Source organism: Burkholderia sp. BCC0097, assembly GCF_902832985.1.
Lineage (GTDB): Bacteria > Pseudomonadota > Gammaproteobacteria > Burkholderiales > Burkholderiaceae > Burkholderia > Burkholderia orbicola.
Window position 1 is genome coordinate 308,162 of sequence record NZ_CADFDM010000001.1, and the last position, 18,312, is coordinate 326,473.

The 18,312-nt window shown below is 68.4% G+C and carries 9 protein-coding genes; 3 read left to right on the plus strand and 6 right to left on the minus strand.

Translation table 11 applies throughout. The features are described from left to right. Positions 1 to 30 precede the first annotated feature (30 nt). On the plus strand, positions 31 to 843 hold the full coding sequence (locus HWX07_RS01330; RefSeq protein WP_244129905.1) for a hypothetical protein: 813 nt from the start codon (positions 31 to 33) through the stop codon (positions 841 to 843). 35 nt (positions 844 to 878) lie between these two features. On the opposite strand, the gene HWX07_RS01335 is transcribed toward HWX07_RS01330, so the two are convergent. After that, positions 879 to 2,147: a lipoprotein-releasing ABC transporter permease subunit gene (locus tag HWX07_RS01335; protein ID WP_175874890.1), complete on the minus strand. Its 1,269-nt coding sequence runs from the start codon at positions 2,145 to 2,147 to the stop codon at positions 879 to 881. Positions 2,148 to 2,442: 295 nt separating this feature from the next. On the opposite strand from HWX07_RS01335, the gene HWX07_RS01340 reads away from it, so the two are divergent. Next, positions 2,443 to 8,442 carry an alpha-2-macroglobulin gene (locus tag HWX07_RS01340; protein WP_175874891.1) on the plus strand — a complete coding sequence of 2,000 codons (6,000 nt, stop codon included), beginning with the start codon at positions 2,443 to 2,445 and terminating at the stop codon, positions 8,440 to 8,442. Between the two features lie 54 nt (positions 8,443 to 8,496). After that, entirely contained in the window at positions 8,497 to 10,926 is a 2,430-nt protein-coding gene (gene pbpC / locus HWX07_RS01345; RefSeq protein ID WP_175874892.1) for a penicillin-binding protein 1C, read from the plus strand. Positions 10,927 to 10,950: 24 nt separating this feature from the next. On the opposite strand, the gene HWX07_RS01350 is transcribed toward pbpC, so the two are convergent. The 5 genes from HWX07_RS01350 to HWX07_RS01370 all read right to left on the minus strand — a co-directional run bounded on the left by HWX07_RS01350 (position 10,951) and on the right by HWX07_RS01370 (position 18,311). Next, on the minus strand, positions 10,951 to 12,357 hold the full coding sequence (locus tag HWX07_RS01350; protein ID WP_175874893.1) for a methyl-accepting chemotaxis protein: 1,407 nt from the start codon (positions 12,355 to 12,357) through the stop codon (positions 10,951 to 10,953). Positions 12,358 to 12,607: 250 nt separating this feature from the next. Further along, on the minus strand, positions 12,608 to 13,678 hold the full coding sequence (locus HWX07_RS01355) for a porin (protein WP_175874894.1): 1,071 nt from the start codon (positions 13,676 to 13,678) through the stop codon (positions 12,608 to 12,610). A 217-nt stretch (positions 13,679 to 13,895) separates the two neighbouring features. Then, entirely contained in the window at positions 13,896 to 15,878 is a 1,983-nt protein-coding gene (gene acs / locus HWX07_RS01360) for an acetate--CoA ligase (protein WP_175874895.1), read from the minus strand. A gap of 248 nt (positions 15,879 to 16,126) precedes the next feature. Continuing rightward, positions 16,127 to 18,013 carry a sigma-70 family RNA polymerase sigma factor gene (locus HWX07_RS01365; RefSeq protein WP_175874896.1) on the minus strand — a complete coding sequence of 629 codons (1,887 nt, stop codon included), beginning with the start codon at positions 18,011 to 18,013 and terminating at the stop codon, positions 16,127 to 16,129. Continuing rightward, complete coding sequence (locus tag HWX07_RS01370; RefSeq protein ID WP_011547057.1) at positions 17,997 to 18,311, minus strand: high-potential iron-sulfur protein; 315 nt, start codon at positions 18,309 to 18,311, stop codon at positions 17,997 to 17,999. The genes HWX07_RS01365 and HWX07_RS01370 overlap by 17 nt, the downstream gene beginning before the upstream one ends. Position 18,312 lies beyond the last annotated feature (1 nt).

The following is an 18,312-nucleotide window of genomic DNA, read 5'->3' on the forward strand; positions in this document are numbered from 1 at the left end:
AAAAGCACGTTTAAAACGAGAGAGAGGGCAATGACGATTACGGTCACGGCAGCGGGCGGCCTTACGCTCGCGCAAATGGCGCAGGCGGCGCTCGACGGGCGCCAGACGACGGACGCGAAGCCGTCCGGCGCACCGCAAGACGAATCGATCAGCATCCGGGCAATCGATCCGCAAGCGCAGCAGGCGGCGATGACGAAACAGTTGTCGATGGTGGGCGATCTGTCGATGAAGCTGCGCGGCGTGACCGACGCGCTCGCGACGAGCCTGCAGGACATCGTCGCGAAGCGCCCGGATCTGGCCGATGCGCAGTTCGACTTCGCGACCGACGCCGGCAGGATCAAGGTCGTGTCGAAGACGATGACGGACAGCGATCGCGCATGGGTCGAATCGACGCTGAATTCGAATGCCGGCCTCGTGCTCGCGACGCGCGATTTTCACGAGCAGGCCGTCGATATCGCCGCGCAGGGTGCGGTCGTGCGCGGCGACACGTTCACGGACAGCGATCGCGCGGCGGCGAGCCAGGCCGCCGATGCGCGCTTTCACTTCATGAGCCTGCTCAACCGGTCGGTCGAGGAGAACCCGCCGCCCGTGGCGCCCGGCGGGCACTTCACCACGCAGGACGGCACGACGCTGACGATCGAGCCGTCGGCCGGCACGGCGCGCGGCACGCTGACGCTGCTGAACACCGCGCGGCAGTTGTCGTCGGGCGCGGCGATCTTCGTCGACGCGTCCGGCAACAAGTCCTACGGCATGCGCACGGAACTCGTCAACGTCGGCTTCGACGTGCTCGCCGGCTACACGCCGGACGGCGGCAACAGCGTCGGCTTCCACGAGATCGCGTAACGCCGCGCCAATCGAGCAGATCGCGCCGCTCGCACCTATTCGTCGCGCAGCGCCTCGGCCGGCCGCACCCGCGCGGCGCGCCAGCTCGGGTACAGCGTCGCGACGCACGACATCAGGAACGCGGCCGACGCGATCTCGATCACGTCGAGCGCCGACAGCTTCGACGGCAACGCGCTGAGGAAATACACGGACGGCGTCAGGAAGCGGATGCCGAGCAACTGCTCGACCGCCGGCAGCACCACCGGGATGCTCACCGCGATCGCGCAGCCGAGCGCGACGCCCGCCAGCGTGCCGGTGAGCCCGATCGTCATCCCCTGGATCGCGAAGATCTTCATGATCGAGCGGGGCGGCGCGCCGAGCGTGCGCAGGATCGCGATGTCGCCCTGCTTTTGCGTGACCGTCATCACGAGCGACGACACGAGGTTGAACGCGGCGACCGCGACGATCAGCATCAGGATCAGCGACAGCATGCGTTTCTGCAGCCGCTCGGCTTCGAACCACGTGCGGTTCTGCCGCGTCCAGTCGCGGATGTAGAGGTTGCCCGACAGCGTGCGCGACAGCGCGAGCGCGATTTCCGGCGCGCGCTGCAGATCGTCGATGCGCAGCCGGATGCCGGTCGGCGCGTTCACGTTGGACAGTTGCTGCGCGTCGCGGATATGGATGTACGCGAGCGCGCTGTCGTACTGGTAGTGGCCCGACTCGAACGTGCCGACCACGTTGAACTGGCGGAACCGCGGCAGCGCGTCGCCCAGGCGCGCGGTGTTGCCGGGCGCGAAGAACGTGATGCGGTCGCCGATCTTCACGTGAAGCGCGTCCGCAAGTGCGGCGCCGAGCACAATCCCCATCTCGCCCGGCACGAGCGCGTCGAGGCGCCCGGTCTTCAGCTTGCGCGCGATCTCGGACACGCGCGGCTCGAGCACCGGATCGATGCCGCGCAGCGCGACGCCCGTCACGTTGCCCGCGTTCGTCAGCAGCGCCTGCGCGTCGACATAGGGCGCGACGGCGCGTACCGCCGCATTCTGTAGCGATTCGTGCGCGGTCAGTCGCCAGTCGGGCATCGCGCCGGACGGCGAGAAGATTTCCACGTGCGCGAGCACCGACAGCATCCGGTCGCGCACCTCGGTGCGAAAGCCGTTCATCACCGACAGCACGACGATCAGCGCGGCCACGCCGAGCGCGATGCCGGCCATCGCGGCGCCGGCGGTGAACGACACGAAGCCGTCGCCGGCCGAGCGCCGGCCGCCGCGCGCGTAGCGCAGCCCGATCTGCCATTCGAACGGGAGTTTCAAGCGGTTTCCTTTCATTTCGATTCGATCGTGCCGAGCCGCGCATTCTAGCGAACGCCGCGCGAGCGTGTGCAGAGGTCGATCGGCGGCCTGCACGCCGGCCGAAATTCGCCCGACCGGCCGGTCGTCGGCCGGCGTTGCGCGTCGGCACACCGCTGTTTCCATCGTTTCGGGTCTGATCGATAATGACGCCCAGCATCCGGTCGAACATACCAAGTATTCACGGCGCAACCGGGCCGCGCCGTCACAGACCCATAACGATTCGGGGAAGGTTGCCGCTGGGGCAGCATGTCCTTGACAAGGAAATAACAAAATGGATTTGCTGCGCTTCCTGCTGCTCCTGCCGATTCGCGTGGCGGGCTTCGTCTGGTGGCTGCTCGGCTGTGCGTTGCGGCCGCTGGTCGGCGACGTGTCGTGGACGGCGCCCGCGTGGATGGGCGTCACCGTCGCGGCCGTGCGCCGCCGCCCGTGGCATGCCGGCGGCCTCGTGCTGCTCGCGGCCGCGCTCGGTTACGGCGGCTACTGGTTCAAGCATCGCCCGAAGCCGCCCGAGCCCGAAACCGTCGGCTTCACCGTGAAGGCGCCGGCGATCACGACCTACGAGGTCGACGATACCGACAAGCCGAAGATCACCGTGCATCCGCTCGAAGTGGCGTTCTCTCGATCGGCCGCGCCGATCGAGCAGGTCGGCAAGCCGGCCGGTGACGGCATCGAGATGACGCCTGCGTTGAAGGGCGCGTGGGAGTGGGCCGACGACAAGACGCTGCGCTTCACGCCGGCGGCCGACTGGCCGGTCGGCGCGCACGTCGAGGTGCGCTTCGCCGTGCATCGCGTGTTCGCGCCGCAGGTGACGATGCACGACGACCGTTTCGCGTTCGACGTGCCGGCGTTCGCCGCGACGTTCGGCGACAACCAGTTCTACCAGAACCCCGACAATCCGGCGGAGAAGCAGGCGCTGCTGCAGTTGCGCTTCAACTACCCGGTCGATCCGGCCGAGTTCGAGAAGCGCATCGGCCTCGTGCTGGTCGGCCGCGACGGCAAGACCGTGTCGCCGCTGCGCTACACGGTCAACTACGACAAGATGAAGACGAGCGCGTGGGTCCACTCGCAGCCGCTCGAGATTCCGCGCGATCCGCTCGCGGTGCGGCTCGACGTCGACAAGGGCGTGAAGAGCGCGCGCGGCGGCAACGGCACGCCGGATGTGCTGCACGCATCGGTCGGCGTGCCGGGGCTGTACAGCCTGACGATCGGCAATATCGCGCCGACGCTCGTCGACAACGAGCGATACGAGCCCGAGCAGGTGCTCGTCGCCGAAGCGTCCGACGGCGTGCGCAGCGCCGAGCTGGCCGCGCGCGCGAAGGCGTGGGTGTTGCCCAAGCGCAAGCCGGGCGTCGATCAGTCGGACGACGAGCCGCCGTACGAATGGAGCCTGACCGACATCAGCGACGCGGTGTTGAAGCAGTCGAAGCCGCTGCCGCTCGAAGCGGTGCCGACCGAGAACGACTACGCTACGCTGCAAAGCTTCAAGTATCACGCGACGCCGGGCGATCGCATCGTCGTGCGAATCGAGGGCAACCTGAAATCGGCGGGCGGCTACCTGCTCGCCGAGGCGGCGACGACCGCGTTCACGGTACCCGATTATCCGAAGCTTCTACGCTTCATGGCCGATGGCTCGCTGCTGTCGATGAGCGGCAGCAAGCGGCTCTCGGTCGTGTCGCGCAACCTGCCGGGCATGAAGGTCGAGATCGGCCGTGTGCTGCCCGACCAGATCCAGCATCTCGTGAGCTTCAACAACGGCACGTACGCGCGGCCCGAGCTGTCGTATTCGTTCAGCGAGGATCACATCGTCGAGCGCTTCGTGCAGACCCGCGCATTCCCGGCCGGCGATCCCGGCCGTGCACATTACGAAGGCATCGACCTCGGCCAGTACCTGAAGGACGGCAAGCGCGGCGTGTTCCTGCTGCATCTGTCGAAGTACGATCCGGCGGCCGAGAAGAAGAAAACCGACGACGCGAAGGGCAGCGATTCTGCATCGGATGACGGCAGCCAGGATCAGTCCGACAACGCCGATTCCGGCGACAGCAGCGGCAACGGCGACGACGGCGACAACGCGCTCGGCGACACCCGCCTGATCGTCGTGACCGATCTCGGGATGCTGGTCAAGAAGGCGCTGGACGGCAGCCAGGACGTGTTCGTCCAGTCGATCCGGTCGGGCAAGCCGGTTGCGGGCGCAACCGTATCGGTGCTCGCGGTGAACGGCCAGGCGCTGTTTACGCAGACCACCAGCGCCGACGGCGTCGTGCATTTCCCCGCGTTCAAGGGGCTCGACCGCGAGAAGCGGCCGCAACTGTACGTCGTGAAGAAGGACACCGACCTGTCGTTCCTGCCGGTGGCCGGCCGCGACCGTCAGCTCGACTTCTCGCGCTTCGACGTCGACGGTGAACGCAATGCGACGGGCCAGGGGCAACTGTCCGCGTACCTGTTCTCGGATCGCGGGCTGTACCGGCCCGGCGATCCGTTCCACATCGGCCTGATCGTGCGCGCGGCCAGCTGGGCGCGCAGCCCGGCCGGCGTGCCGCTGCAGGCGGAGATCGTCGACCCGCGCGGCATCACTGTCGAGCGCAAGCCGGTGACCGTCGATGCGACGGGCTTCACCGAGCTCGGCTATACGACCGCCGAAACGGCGCCGACCGGCACGTGGACCGTCAACCTGTATATCGTCAAGGACGGCCAGCCGGGCGCCGAGCCGATCGGCAGCACGACGGTGCAGGTGAAGGAGTTTCTGCCCGACCGGATGAAGGTCGACGCGAAGCTGTCGCAGCAGGTCGTCGAAGGGTGGGTGAAGCCGAAGGGGCTGAAGGGCCTCGTCGATGCGCAGAACCTGTTCGGCACGCCGGCCGAGAAGCGCCGCGTGGCGGCCACGCTGACGCTGCGCCCCGTGTGGCCGTCGTTCCGCAGCTGGCAGGGTTATCACTTCTTCGACGCACGCCGCGCGAAAGAGGGCTATACGACCGCGCTGCAGGACGGCACGACCGACGACAAGGGCCACGCCGAATTCGATCTCGATCTCGACAAGTACGCGGACGCGACCTACCAGCTCTACTTCCAGGCGAAGGCGTACCAAGCGGAAGGCGGGCGCAACGTCGCCGCGAACGCGCAGACGCTCGTGTCGAACAACGACTGGCTCGTCGGCTACAAGTCGGTCGACGATCTCGGCTACGTGAAGCGCGCCAGCCCGCGCACGGTGCGGCTCGTCGCGATCGACCCCGGCGCGAAGGCGATCGACGTGAAGGACCTGCGCGCGCAACTCGTCGAGCAGCGTTACGTGTCGGTGCTGACCAAGCAGGATTCCGGCGCGTACAAATACGATTCGCGGCTGAAGGAAGTGCCGGTCGACGAGAAGCCGCTGTCGATTCCGGCAGCCGGGCTCGACTACGCACTGCGCACCGACAAGCCGGGCAGCTATGCGCTCGTGATCCGCCGCGCGGATGGCGCGGCGGTGAACCGGATCGAGTATTCGGTCACGGGCGCCGCGAACGTCACGCGTTCGCTCGACCGCAACGCGGAGCTGCAGGTGAGCCTCGCGAAGCACGACTTCAAGCCGGGCGAGCAGGTGGAAATCGCGATCCGCGCGCCTTATGCGGGCAGCGGCCTGATCACGATCGAGCGCGACAAGGTGTATGCGCATGCGTGGTTCCATGCGGACACGACGAGTTCCATCCAGCACATCACGGTGCCGGCCGGCTTCGAAGGCAACGGCTACATCAACGTCCAGTACATCCGCGATCCGTCGTCGGACGAGATCTTCATGAGCCCGCTGAGCTACGGCGTCGTGCCGTTCTCGGTGAACCTCGATGCGCGCCGCAACGCGGTGAGCGTCGATGCGCCGGCGCTCGTGAAGCCCGGCGACACCGTCAACTTCACCGTGCATTCGGCGAAGCCCGCGAAGGTCGTCGTGTTCGCGGTCGACGAGGGCATCCTGCAGGTCGCCCGCTACAAGCTCGGCAATCCGCTGAAGTTCTTCTTCCGCAAGCGGATGCTCGAAGTCGGCACGTCGCAGATCCTCGACCTGATCCTGCCGGACTTCGAGAAGCTGATGGCGATGGCCGCGCCCGGCGGCGACGCCGACGACGCGATCGGCCGCCAGCTGAACCCGTTCAAGCGCAAGCGCGACAAGCCGGTCGTCTACTGGTCGGGGATCGTCGACGTGAACGGCGACACGCGCCTGAGCTACACGGTGCCCGACTACTTCAACGGGAAGCTGCGTGTAATGGCCGTGTCGGTGTCGCCGGATCTTGTCGGCACGTTCGAAGGCGCGACGACGGTGCGCGGCGATTTCGTGCTGTCGCCGAACGTGCCGACGACGCTCGCGCCGGGCGACGAGGCCGACGTCAGCGTCGGTGTCGCGAACAACCTGACGGGCGTCGGCAACCAGCCGGTGCCGGTCGCGGTCACGCTGAAGACGGGCCCGCAACTGCAAGTGATCGGTCCGGCGACGCAGAACGTCGCGCTCGCGCCGCAGCACGAAGGCGTCGCGCTGTTCCGCGTGAAGGCCACCGATACGCTCGGCTCGGGCGCGCTCTCGTTCGGCGCGCGCTACGGCGCGAAGGGCGCGCAGCAGCGGGTCGACGTGTCGGTGCGGCCGGCCGCCGCGTTCCGCACGCAGCTCGACATCGCGCGGCTCGACCCGGGCAAGAAGGCGAGCGTGCCGAACCTGCGGTCGATGTACGACGCGTATGCGTCGCGCGACGCGAGCATCTCGACCGCACCGCTGGTGCTGTCCGAGGGGCTGTCGTCGTATCTCGTCAACTTCGAGCACGCCTGCAGCGAGCAGATGGTGAGCGCGGCCGTGCCGCGCATGTTCGCGGCGAAATGGCTGTCGGTGCGCGCGCTGACGAGCGCGATGCACGCGCCCGAAGCCGGCAGCGGCGCCGATGCGGCGAACGCGAGCGCGATCGCGCAGTTCCTCGGCGTGCTGCGCAGCCGGCAGAACGCGCAGGGCGGCTTCGGCCTGTGGAGCGCGACGCCCGATGCCGATCCGTTCGTGTCCGCGTATGCGATGCACGTGCTGCTCGACGCGCGCGACCGTGGCGTCGCGGTGCCGAAGGACATGCTCGACGCGGGCAACGCGTACTTGCAGCGGCTCGCCGCGAACGATTCGCTCGGCTCGCTCGACCTGTTGCGTCAGCGCGCATACGCGGTGTATCTGCTCACGCGCCAGGGCAACGTGACGACCAACAGCCTCGCGGCCGTGCAGAAGCGGCTGCAGGCGGCCTATCCGAACGACTGGAACAACGATCTCGCGGCCGCGTGGCTCGCCGCGTCGTATCAGTTGCTCAAGCAGGACAAGGAGGCCGCCGCGCTGATTGCCGGGCCGCAGACGTTGCTCGAACGCAAGCGCGCGTCCGACGGCGACTATTCGGCCGGCTACTACATCGACCCGCTGACGCGCGACGCGAGCGTGCTGTACCTGCTCGCGAAGCACTTCCCGGAGCGCGTGCGCAAGCTGTCGCCGCGCGCGGTGGACAACCTCGCCGCGCCGCTCGTCGACAACCGCTACAACACGCTGTCGTCGGCGATGACGATTCTCGCGCTCGACGCGTACGCGGCATCGAACGCGGGCCAGCTCGACCAGCTCGCGATCAACGAGGTGCGGGCGGGCGCCGCGCCGAAGGACGTGTCGTCGATCCAGGCGAACCTGGTGCGCTCGGGTACGTGGGCGGCCGGCGCATCGCGGGTCGACTTCGTGAACGGCAGCACGTTGCCGGCGTGGTGGGTCGCGAGCCAGTCGGGCTACGACCGCGGCACGTCGACGAAGGCGATCAGGAACGGGCTGGAGATCGTGCGCGACTACACCGACACGGACGGCAAGCCGCTCGCGAGGATCGCGCTCGGCCAGGAGATCGACGTGCACCTGAAGATCCGCGCGACCGGTTCGGCGAACGTCGGCAACGTCGCGATCGTCGACCTGCTGCCGGGCGGCTTCGATCCGGTGATCGCGCCGCCGCCCGCGACCGACGCGCAGGACGGCGGCGACGGCAGTGCGTCGGCGCCGGCGGCCGATGCGCCGTGGCATTCGCCGATCGGCGTGAAGGGCTCGACGTGGCAGCCGCAGTTCGCGGATATCCGAGAGGATCGCGTGGTGATCTACGGTACCGCGACGACCGACGTGCGCGAGTTCGTCTACCGGATCAAGGCGAGCAACGCGGGCCGCTTCGTTGCGCCGCCGGCCTACGGCGAATCGATGTACGACCGCCGCGTGCAGGCGCAGGCGCCGGGCGGCACGGCGCTGACGGTAGAGCGCGTGCGATGACGAGGCGTTTTTATTCGTGTTGCACGTCGCGCACGTCGCCAGGAGCGACCGCGCGTGCGTGACGCATCCCTGCTCCGGCGCGCGCTGCACGGCGCTGGCCGCTGGCTGCATCGCTGGCAGAACTGGCTCGCGGGCGCGTCGCTCGTGTTCGGCGCGCTGGCCGCGTGCCGGCTGTGGCCGCATCCGCCGCTGCGCGACTGGAAACCGTCGTCGGTCGCGGTGACCGACGCGCGGGGCCGGCTGCTGCGCCTGACGCTCGCGAAGGACGACCGCTACCGGCTGTGGGTGCCGCTCGACCGGATGTCGCCGCAGCTCGTCGAAGCCGTGATGCTGCACGAGGACCGCTGGTTCCGGTGGCATCCGGGTTTCAATCCGTACGGGCTCTTGCGCGGCGCGTGGATCACCTACGTGCGCGGCGGCAATCCGCAGGGCGGCTCGACGTTGACGATGCAGCTCGCGCGCTCGCTGTGGAAGCTGAACACGCGCACACCGGCCGGCAAGCTCGAGCAGGTCGCGCGCGCGGTGCAGCTCGAACTGTTCTACTCGAAGCGGCAGATTCTCGAAGCGTATCTGAACGACGCGCCGTACGGCCGCAACGTCGAAGGCGCGGGCACCGCGAGCGTCGTCTATTTCGACCGGATGCCGGACGCGCTGACGCTGCCCGAGGCGCTCGCGCTCGCGGTGATTCCGCAGGACCCGGCGCGGCGCGTGCGCGGCGGGCAGGACGCGATCAACCGCGCGCTGGCCGCGTCGCGCAACCGGCTGTATGCGCGCTGGCTGACGAAGCACCCGGGCGATGCGTCGCTCGCGCCGTTGTTCGCGCTGCCGCTGGCGATGCGGCCGCTGTCCGCGCTGCCCTTCGATGCGCCGCACGCGGTCGGCCAGGCGCTCGCCGCGCGCAGCGCGTGGCGCACGACGTCGGGCGCCACGGCGGCCGATGGCAATCGCGATGACGGCAGTGAGGGCGGCGCGCGGCTCGCGACGACGCTCGATCTCGATCTGCAACGCACGCTCGAACGGCAGATTTCACGCTATGTCGCGCGCAACGATACGCGGGGCGTGCGCAACGCGGCGGCCATCCTCGTCGATACGCGCGACATGGGCGTGAAGGCGCTGGTCGGCTCCGCGAACTTCTTCGACCGGACGATCGACGGGCAGGTGAACGGCACGCTCGCGCGGCGCTCGCCGGGCTCGACGCTCAAGCCGTTCATCTATGCGCTCGGCTTCGACCAGGGCGTGCTGCATCCGCAGACCGTGCTGCGCGACGTGCCGACGTCGTTCGGCCCTTACGCGCCGGAGAATTTCGACGGTCATTTCCTCGGGCCGATCACCGCGACCGACGCGCTGAACCGAAGCCGCAACGTGCCGGCCGTGTGGGTCGCGTCGCAGCTCAAGTCGCCGGACCTGTACCGGTTCCTGCAGGACGCCGGCGTGCGCCGGCTCGCGAGCGCGCAGCACTACGGGCTTGCGCTCGTGCTCGGCGGCGGCGAGGTGACGATGCAGGATCTCGCGGCGCTCTATGCGATGCTCGCAAATCGCGGCGAGTTCCGGCCGCTGCGGCTGCGCGCGGACGAGCCGGCGCTGCCGGGCCGGCGCCTGCTGAGCGCCGAAGCGAGCTACATGACGATGGACATGCTGCGCCAGCACCTGCGCCCCGACGAGACGAGCGGCGCGCAGCCGTCGAGCGTGCCCGTTTACTGGAAGACCGGCACGTCGTGGTCGTTCCGCGATGCGTGGACGGCCGGCGTGTTCGGCCCGTACGTGCTGGTCGTATGGGTCGGCAATTTCGACAATTCGACCAATACCGCGTTCGTCGGGGTCGATGCGGCCGCGCCGCTGTTCTTCCAGGTCGTCGACGCGATGAGTGCGGAACGCGTGCTCGTCGAGCCGCCGCGCGCGGTGCCGCCGAACCTGAAACGCGTGCGGGTTTGTCTCGCGAGCGGCGATCTGCCGAACGAATGGTGCCCGCAGCAGGGCTGGACGTGGTTCATTCCGGGCACGTCGCCGATTCGCGTGAGCACCGTGCACCGGCCCGTCGTGATCGACGACGCGACCGGGAAAGCCGCGTGCCCGCCGTACGACGGCAAGCGCACGCATACGGAGGTCTTCGAGTTCTGGCCGTCGGACTTGCAGCAGGTGTTCGCGCAGGCCGGCATTCCGCGCCGACGGCCGCCTCAGAATGCGGATTGTCGCGATGCCGGGCAGGTCGAAGGCGATCCGCCGCGCATCACGTCGCCGCTGCGCGGCAGTACGTATGCGATGCGCGTGAAAAGCACCGACGAAACGCGCATCGCGTTCAACGCGACCGCCGATGCGAGCGCGCATGCGCTGTACTGGTTCGTCAACGACGCGTATGTCGGCCGCAGTACGCCGGGCGATGCGCTGTTCTGGCAGCCGCGCACGGCCGGCAGTTACACGGTGCGGGTGGTCGACGATCACGGCCGCAGCGATCAGCGGCCGTTGGGCGTCGGGCTGGAGCAGTAACGCGCGCGGCCCGCCCGCGCCGGTTCAGACGGTATAGCCGATCCGAAGCACACCCCATGGCCGTCCGCCGACGACGATCGGCGCGGACACGTCCTTCATCAGCACGAACTGGCCGTTGCCCATGTCGCGGCGATAGGTCTGCAGCAGGAACGGCTTGTCATGCGCCACGGACATGCGCGCCGTCCGGTCCGTGTAGATCCGCCGATTCCGGCAATTCGCCGCATTCCACGCGGCGTCCGCACGCTGAGGCAGCGAGAACTTGCGGTTGTGGGTCGGCAGGTAGCATTGCCGGTCGAAGCTTGCGCAATAGACGACGCGTGCGTCGACGTCGAGCACCGGCTCCTGGATGGCGGGCAGCACACGATCGGTAAACGCCGTGAAGCGCGTCATGAACTGCTGCGGGTCGGTGCCGGGAATCGGTTCGTAGTGCGTGTCGAAGAGTGCGTCGAGCGTGATGTCACCGCGACCGACCGCTTCCTCGAAGCATTTGCTGATCGCCGCGGCCGTGCTTCTAGCGGTGTCGATCAGGCGCGTGTCGGGCGATTCGATGCCGGTCGCGGCGGTGAGCTCGATCAGCGTCTCGGAGACGGAGAGCAGATTGCCGAGCCGGTCCTTGGCCTGCGAGAAATTGTCGGCCGAGTTCTCGACGCCGGACGCCATCTCGCCCACCTGCTCGTCGAGACGGTGGCACTGCGCCTCGATCTCGTCCGTCAGCGATGCGATCTGTTCGGCCTCGCCGGCCAGCTCGGTGATCGCGTGGCCGGTCGCGTGCACGACCTCGCCGATCGTGCGCGTGCCCTCGCGCACGCGGTGCGCGCGGGCGGCGTTGTCGGTGCCTTCCGCGAGCAGGTGCTCGGTCTGCTCGGCGAGCCGCGCGAGCGTCGTCTCGATCTGGGCCGTCGCCTGCCCGGTCTTCGCGGACAGGTTCTTGACCTCGGCCGCGACGACCGCGAAGCTGCGGCCCGACTCGCCGGCGCGCGCGGCCTCGATCGCGGCGTTCAGCGCGAGCAGGTGCGTCTGCCGCGCGATGACGGAGATTTCCTCGGAGACCGCCCGCACGTGGTCGAGCGCGTCGCGCAGCGCGCCCATCTGGTCGCTGATCGTGGTGACGCCCTCGACGAGCCCGTGAATGTCGGCGAGCGACGCCTCGATCGTCTGCTGCGACTGCCGGACCGCATTCGACGCATTGGCGCTGACGTCGCGCACCTGCTGCGCGGCCTCGGCGATCCGGTGGTTGCCGCTCAGCGTGAGGGCGGCCGATTCGCGCAGCGTGTGGCACACCTCCGCCTGCCGGGCGACGCGGGCCGCGACTTCCTCGACGTGTCCCGACACGTCGCAGATCTCGATGCCGAGCCTGCCGGCCTGCTCGGCGATGTCGCCGACGAGCGCGCGCGACGAACGGCGGTGGCGGCCGATTCCGAAGAAGTTCACGTTGGTGGGTCTCCTTGAGGGCATGCGCGCCGGGTTCCCGGCGGATGTTGGGCGTGCGTTACTGACTTGACGGCCGCACGGCCGCGGACTTGAGGTCGGGTAAACATCGAGATCGGCATGCCGAATGGCCGGAGCGGCGCCGGGAAAGGGCGCGTTTGCGTCACGTTTGCGCGATGTTTTCGGGGCGGCTGCGCGGCGGTGTGGAGCCGGACGGGCGGCCTGTCGCGACCGCCCGTCCGCAGGCGCTGCGTCAGAACACGTGGTGGATGCCGGCATTGACGCCGACCGTCGTGCCCGGCAGCCCGTACAATGCGCCGCCCGTGATGCCGAGGCCGGTATTCATCGCGCCGTGGTTGTTGACCACGCCGACCTGCGCATACAGGCCGGTTCGCTTCGACAGGCTGTAGTCGGCGCCGATCGCGGCCAGCAGCGAATGATTGTGCGAATCGTTGCGGTCGGTCGTGTACCACGCGCCGGTGTTCAGGTCGAGGGCCGGCGTGACGCGATAGTCGAGGCCGGCGCTATACACGTTGTTGCTGAACGAGCCGGCGACCTTGTAGCTGGTGAACGACGCCTTGCCGGTCACCGGCCCGAACGTGTAGGCGGCGCCGATCGTGCGGCCGACGAACGCGACCGTGCTCGCAACCGGCGTCGGCGACGTGCCGCCGTTGCCGTCGTAGAGCGCCGCGTTGAGCATGAAGCCGCCGTTCGCATAGGTGAGGCTGCCCGAGTATTGGCGTCCCGCCTGGAAGTCGCCGGCCTTTCCGCCGAAGCCGAACATCGCGCTGGCCGTCAGCCCGGCGATCGTCGGGCTCGTGTACGAAATCGCGTTCGGATTGAAGAGGCCCGTGACGAGCACGTTGTCGACGTACGGCACCAGCGCGGCACCGAAATGCGAGACGTTGCGCGGGTCCGATCCGAGGATCGCCAGCACGAACGGCGAGAACTGCAGGCCGACTTTGGTTTCGCCGAAGCCGCCGTCGATACCGACCCACGCCTGGCGGCCGAAGAAGTTGCCGTTCGAATGGCCGAACGCGCCGTCCGTGATGTTGAAGCCGCTTTCCAGCTTGAATCTTGCGTGCAGCCCGCCGCCGAGATCCTCGGTGCCCGTGATGCCGAAGTTGGTCGGCGTCATGCCCGTGTCCGTCAGCGCGAACTGGCGGCCGCCATTGCCACCGGTGGCCGAATCGAGAGAGCGGTTCGTATAGAGCAATGCGGCGTCGAGATCGCCGTACAGCGTGACGCTGCTCTGCGCGAAGCTGCTCGTGCTGGCGGCCGCGCCGAGCAACGCCGCGCAAATCGTCCATGTCCTGTTCTTCATCGTCTGTCTCCGTTTTGTGAGTGTTGTAATACGCATGACTAATTAAAAATGCAGTGGCGGAAGCGTTGCGAGCCGCCTGCATGCCGTGCCGTCGGGAAACGCACGGCGATGCTTGTCGACGGCGCTGCAACGCGGCTGCGAGCCCGGTGTGAGAGGCGGGCAGGCGGCCGTGCTGCGGCGCCGCGGTGAAGCAAGCCACCCGCCGTGGCGGGCGGCGTTACATCGAGCGGTTCAACTGTTCGAGGATGGCCGGATTCTCGAGCGTGGACGTATCCTGCGTGATCGCCTCGCCCTTCGCGAGCGAGCGCAGCAGGCGCCGCATGATCTTGCCCGAGCGGGTCTTCGGCAGGTTGTCGCCGAAGCGGATGTCCTTCGGCTTCGCGATCGGTCCGATCTGCTTGCCCACCCAGTCGCGCAGCGTCTTCGCGAGCGCCGCCGCTTCGTCGCCTTCCGGACGCGCGCGCTTCAGCACCACGAAGGCGACCACCGCTTCGCCGGTCGTGTCGTCCGGACGGCCGACCACCGCCGCCTCGGCCACCAGCTCATGCGACACCAGCGCCGACTCGATCTCCATCGTGCCCAGCCGGTGGCCCGACACGTTCAGCACGTCGTCGATCCGGCCCATGATCGTGAAGTAGCCGGTCTCCTTGTCGCGCACGGTGCCGTCGCCGGCCAGATACAGCGTGCCGCCGAGTTCTTCCGGGTAATAGCTCTTCTTGAAACGCTCCGGGTCACCCCAGATCGTGCGGATCATCGCGGGCCACGGGCGCTTGACGACCAGAATGCCGCCTTGCCCGTTCGGCACGTCCTGCCCCGTCTCGTCGACCACCGCAGCCGTGATGCCCGGCAACGGCAGCGTGCACGAGCCCGGCACGGTCGGCGTCGCGCCCGGCAGCGGCGTGATCATGTGGCCGCCGGTTTCGGTCTGCCACCACGTGTCGACGATCGGGCAGCGCTCGTGGCCGACGTGCTTGTGGTACCACATCCACGCTTCCGGGTTGATCGGCTCGCCGACCGTGCCGATGATGCGCAGGCTCGACAGGTCATAGCTCTTCGGATGGACCTTGTCGTCGGCTTCGGCGGCCTTGATCAGCGAACGGATCGCGGTCGGTGCGGTGTAGAACACGGTGACCTTGTGATCGCCGATCATCTTCCAGAAACGGCCGGCGTCCGGATACGTCGGCACGCCTTCGAACACGACCTGCGTGCCGCCGCACGCGAGGGGGCCGTAGGTGATGTACGTGTGGCCCGTGACCCAGCCGATGTCGGCCGTGCACCAGAACACGTCGTCGGGTTTCCAGTCGAAGGTCCACTTCATCGTCTGCGCGGCCCACAGCAGGTAGCCGCCCGTGCTGTGCTGCACGCCCTTCGGCTTGCCGGTCGAGCCCGACGTGTACAGGATGAACAGCGGATGCTCGGCGCCGACCCAGGTCGGCTCGCAGGTGTCGGACTCGCCGTCCGTGAGCTCGTGCATCCACAGGTCGCGATCCGCATGCCAGTCGATCTTGCCGCCGGTGCGGCGATAGACGATCACGCTTTTGACCGCTTCGCAGCCGCCCAGCGCGATCGCTTCGTCGGCGATGCTCTTGAGCGGCAGCGTCTTGCCGCCGCGCGCCTGCTCGTCGGCGGTGATCAGCGCGACCGCGCCGACGTCGACGAGCCGCTCGTTCAGCGATTTCGCGGAGAAGCCGCCGAACACGACCGAGTGCGTCGCGCCAATGCGCGCGCAAGCCTGCATCGCGACGATGCCTTCGATCGACATCGGAATATAGATGACGACGCGATCGCCCTTGCCGATGCCGCGTTTCTTCAGCGCATTGGCGAAGCGCGACACGCGCGCGAGGAGGTCCGCATAGGTGACGCGGGTGACGGTGCCGTCGTCGGCCTCGAAGATCACCGCGACGCGCTCGCCGTTGCCGGCTTCGACGTGGCGGTCGAGGCAGTTGTACGACGCGTTCAGTTCGCCGTCGTCGAACCACTTGTAGAACGGCGCGTTGCTCTCGTCGAGCACCTTGGTGAACGGCTTGTGCCACGTGAGGCCTTCGCGCGCGAGACGCGCCCAGAAGCCTTCGTAATCTTGCTCGGCCTCGGCGACGAGCGCGCGGTAGGCCGGCATGCCGGAAATGGTCGCCGTCTTCTCGAGCGCCGCGGGCGGCGCGAACTGACGGGTTTCGTGAAGAACCGATTCGATCTTGGACAAGCGTGTCTCCATGCGTTCATGTGATTCCTGACGGCGCTCGGGAAAACGCAACATGCGTGCCAGTTGCGCGACCGGTGCGTGCCGGCGGTGAAAGCCGCGACAGTCGGGTGCGTGGCGCCCGCTCCGGCCGGACCGGCGGCATCGCGGACGGTGGCGCGATGCGGCGCGGCGTTCAGAAATGCAGCAGGTCGTGTTGCAGTCCTGAGCAGTTGGGGCGAGCCGGCAGATGATCGTCCGGCACGGCCGCGTCAGGCGAGCAGCGAGCGCAGCGCCGGTGCGTGCCTGAATTGCCGGATGCGTTCGAGCGCCGATACCTCGAGCTGACGAACGCGCTCGGCCGACAGGTTCAGTTGCCGGCCGATCTCGCGCAGCGAATATTCGTTGTCGACGTCGATGCCGTATCTCAGGCGAAGAATCCATGCCTCGCGTACCGGGAGGCTGTCGATCAGCTGGGCAACCGCCGTGCGCAACTGACCGGCGCTCGCGGCTTCTTCCGGCGTCGGCGCATCGGGGTCGATCGTGACGTCGCACAGTGTGAGGTCGTGATCGGGCGAAACGGGCAGGTCGGCGGAGATCGGCTCGCGCACGATGCTCATCAGCTCGCGCACCTTGTCGACCGGCAGCCGCATCTGCGTGGAGAGCGCCCGCGCGTCGGCGACGTCGCCGGTGCGTTGCCGGTGGAGTCGCGCGAGCCGCGACAGTTTGTTCAGCGTATCGACCGTATGCGCGGGAACGCGTATCGTGCGGCCCAGATCGGCCAGCGCATGCGTGATCGCCTGCCGGATCCACCACGTCGCATACGTCGAGAATTTGAAGCCGCGCCGGTGATCGTAGCGATCGACGGCCTTCATCAGGCCGATATTGCCTTCCTGGATCAGATCGGAGAACGGCAGGCCTCGATCGGCATAGCGTTTGGCGACCGACACGACGAGCCGCAGATTGCTCTGGAACAGCTTCGTTCTTGCGGGTTGCATTGCCCGCTCGATACGCGAGAGCCGCGCATCGAGCGCGATCGCGATGTCGAGCGGCAATGCGGACTCGCCGGCGAGACGGGCGAGCGCGCTGCGCGCGTCGATCAGCGCCGGCGCGTGGCGAGCGAGCGCGGCGGCGCAGTCGGGATGCGCGGCGCGGCAGGCGTGTAGCCATGCGCGTACGTCGTCGCACGGCGTGAAGAGGTCGTGGCGCGCGGATTCGGCACGTATGCCCGCGGTGGCCAGCGTATCGACGAGTCGTTGTTCGAACGTGCGCGCCCGAGTCGCACGCTCGCCGTTCGCTTGTCCGATCCGTTCGATCGCGCGCGAGGTGAAGCGGATGCGGCGGGTCGACGCGGTAGCCTCGCGCAGCAGTGTCCGGTAAGCGGCCGACGCGAAACCGTCGGCATGCAATGCACGCTGCATCGCGGGTGCCAGCGCACCGACACGTTCGAGCGCATCGACGACCGTATCGCGCCACGCCGGGCTGTCGAGGGAAAGGTCGGCGTCGTCGTTGGGCGCCGGTGATTCGGTGGCCGGATCGTCGGGCAACATCGTCGGCGTACTTGCAGGCGATTCGGCATCGCCGGCGATCCCCGTCACGTAAGCCGACGCCGCCACCTTGCCGGCACGGATGTCCTCCGCGATCGCCGCGACGGCGGCGAGTGCCGCCGGATCGCGGCTCAACGCGTCGATGCACGCCGCGCGGCCGCTTTCCAGACGCAGCGCGAGCGCGATCTCTTCGTCGCGTTCGAGCAGCGGCGTCGCGCTCATTTCTCGCAGATAGAGCCGGATCGGATCGTTGGTCCGGCCCGCGAGCAGGTCGTCGGCCGCGAGCGGCGTCGATGCGTCGGCGAGCGGCGACGCGACTTCCGTCACTTGCGCGAAATGACGGTCGAGCGTCCATGCGGTATCCGCGCCGGCATGCTCGCGCACGTCGATGCCGAGCTCGCGCAGCATCGACGCGGCGGCGTCCGCCTGCGTGCCGTCGGCCGCGTCGTCGGGCAACGCATCGGCGATTTCACCGTGCGTCACGTAGCCGCGATCGATGCCCAGCGCGATCAGCGCATGCAGATGGGCGGCGCGGTCGGCGTGGGCGCCGCGACACGGCGACGGCGCGCCGTCGCGTTCGCGAGCGGGCCCGGCGTCAAGCGAGCTTGGCATAGACGTTGCACCAGCCTTCCGCGGCAACCGTCTTGCCCGCGAACATCGGGCACGTCCCGGAGGATTCGCCCGCGGCGGCCTTGTAGAAGCGGCAGTTCGAGCACGTCTGGCCGGCCTGGTACTTCGGGAACTTGCCGGCGTCGACGGTCGTCGCCTTGGCGCGGTAGCCGAGCGTCTTCGCCGCCGCGTCGTTTTCGTCGACGGGCGGTGCGGCGGCGAATGCGCGCGTGCCGGCCGCGAGCGCGGCGCACAGGCCGGCGGCCTGCACGAAGAAGGTTCTGCGATGACGGGAGATCATG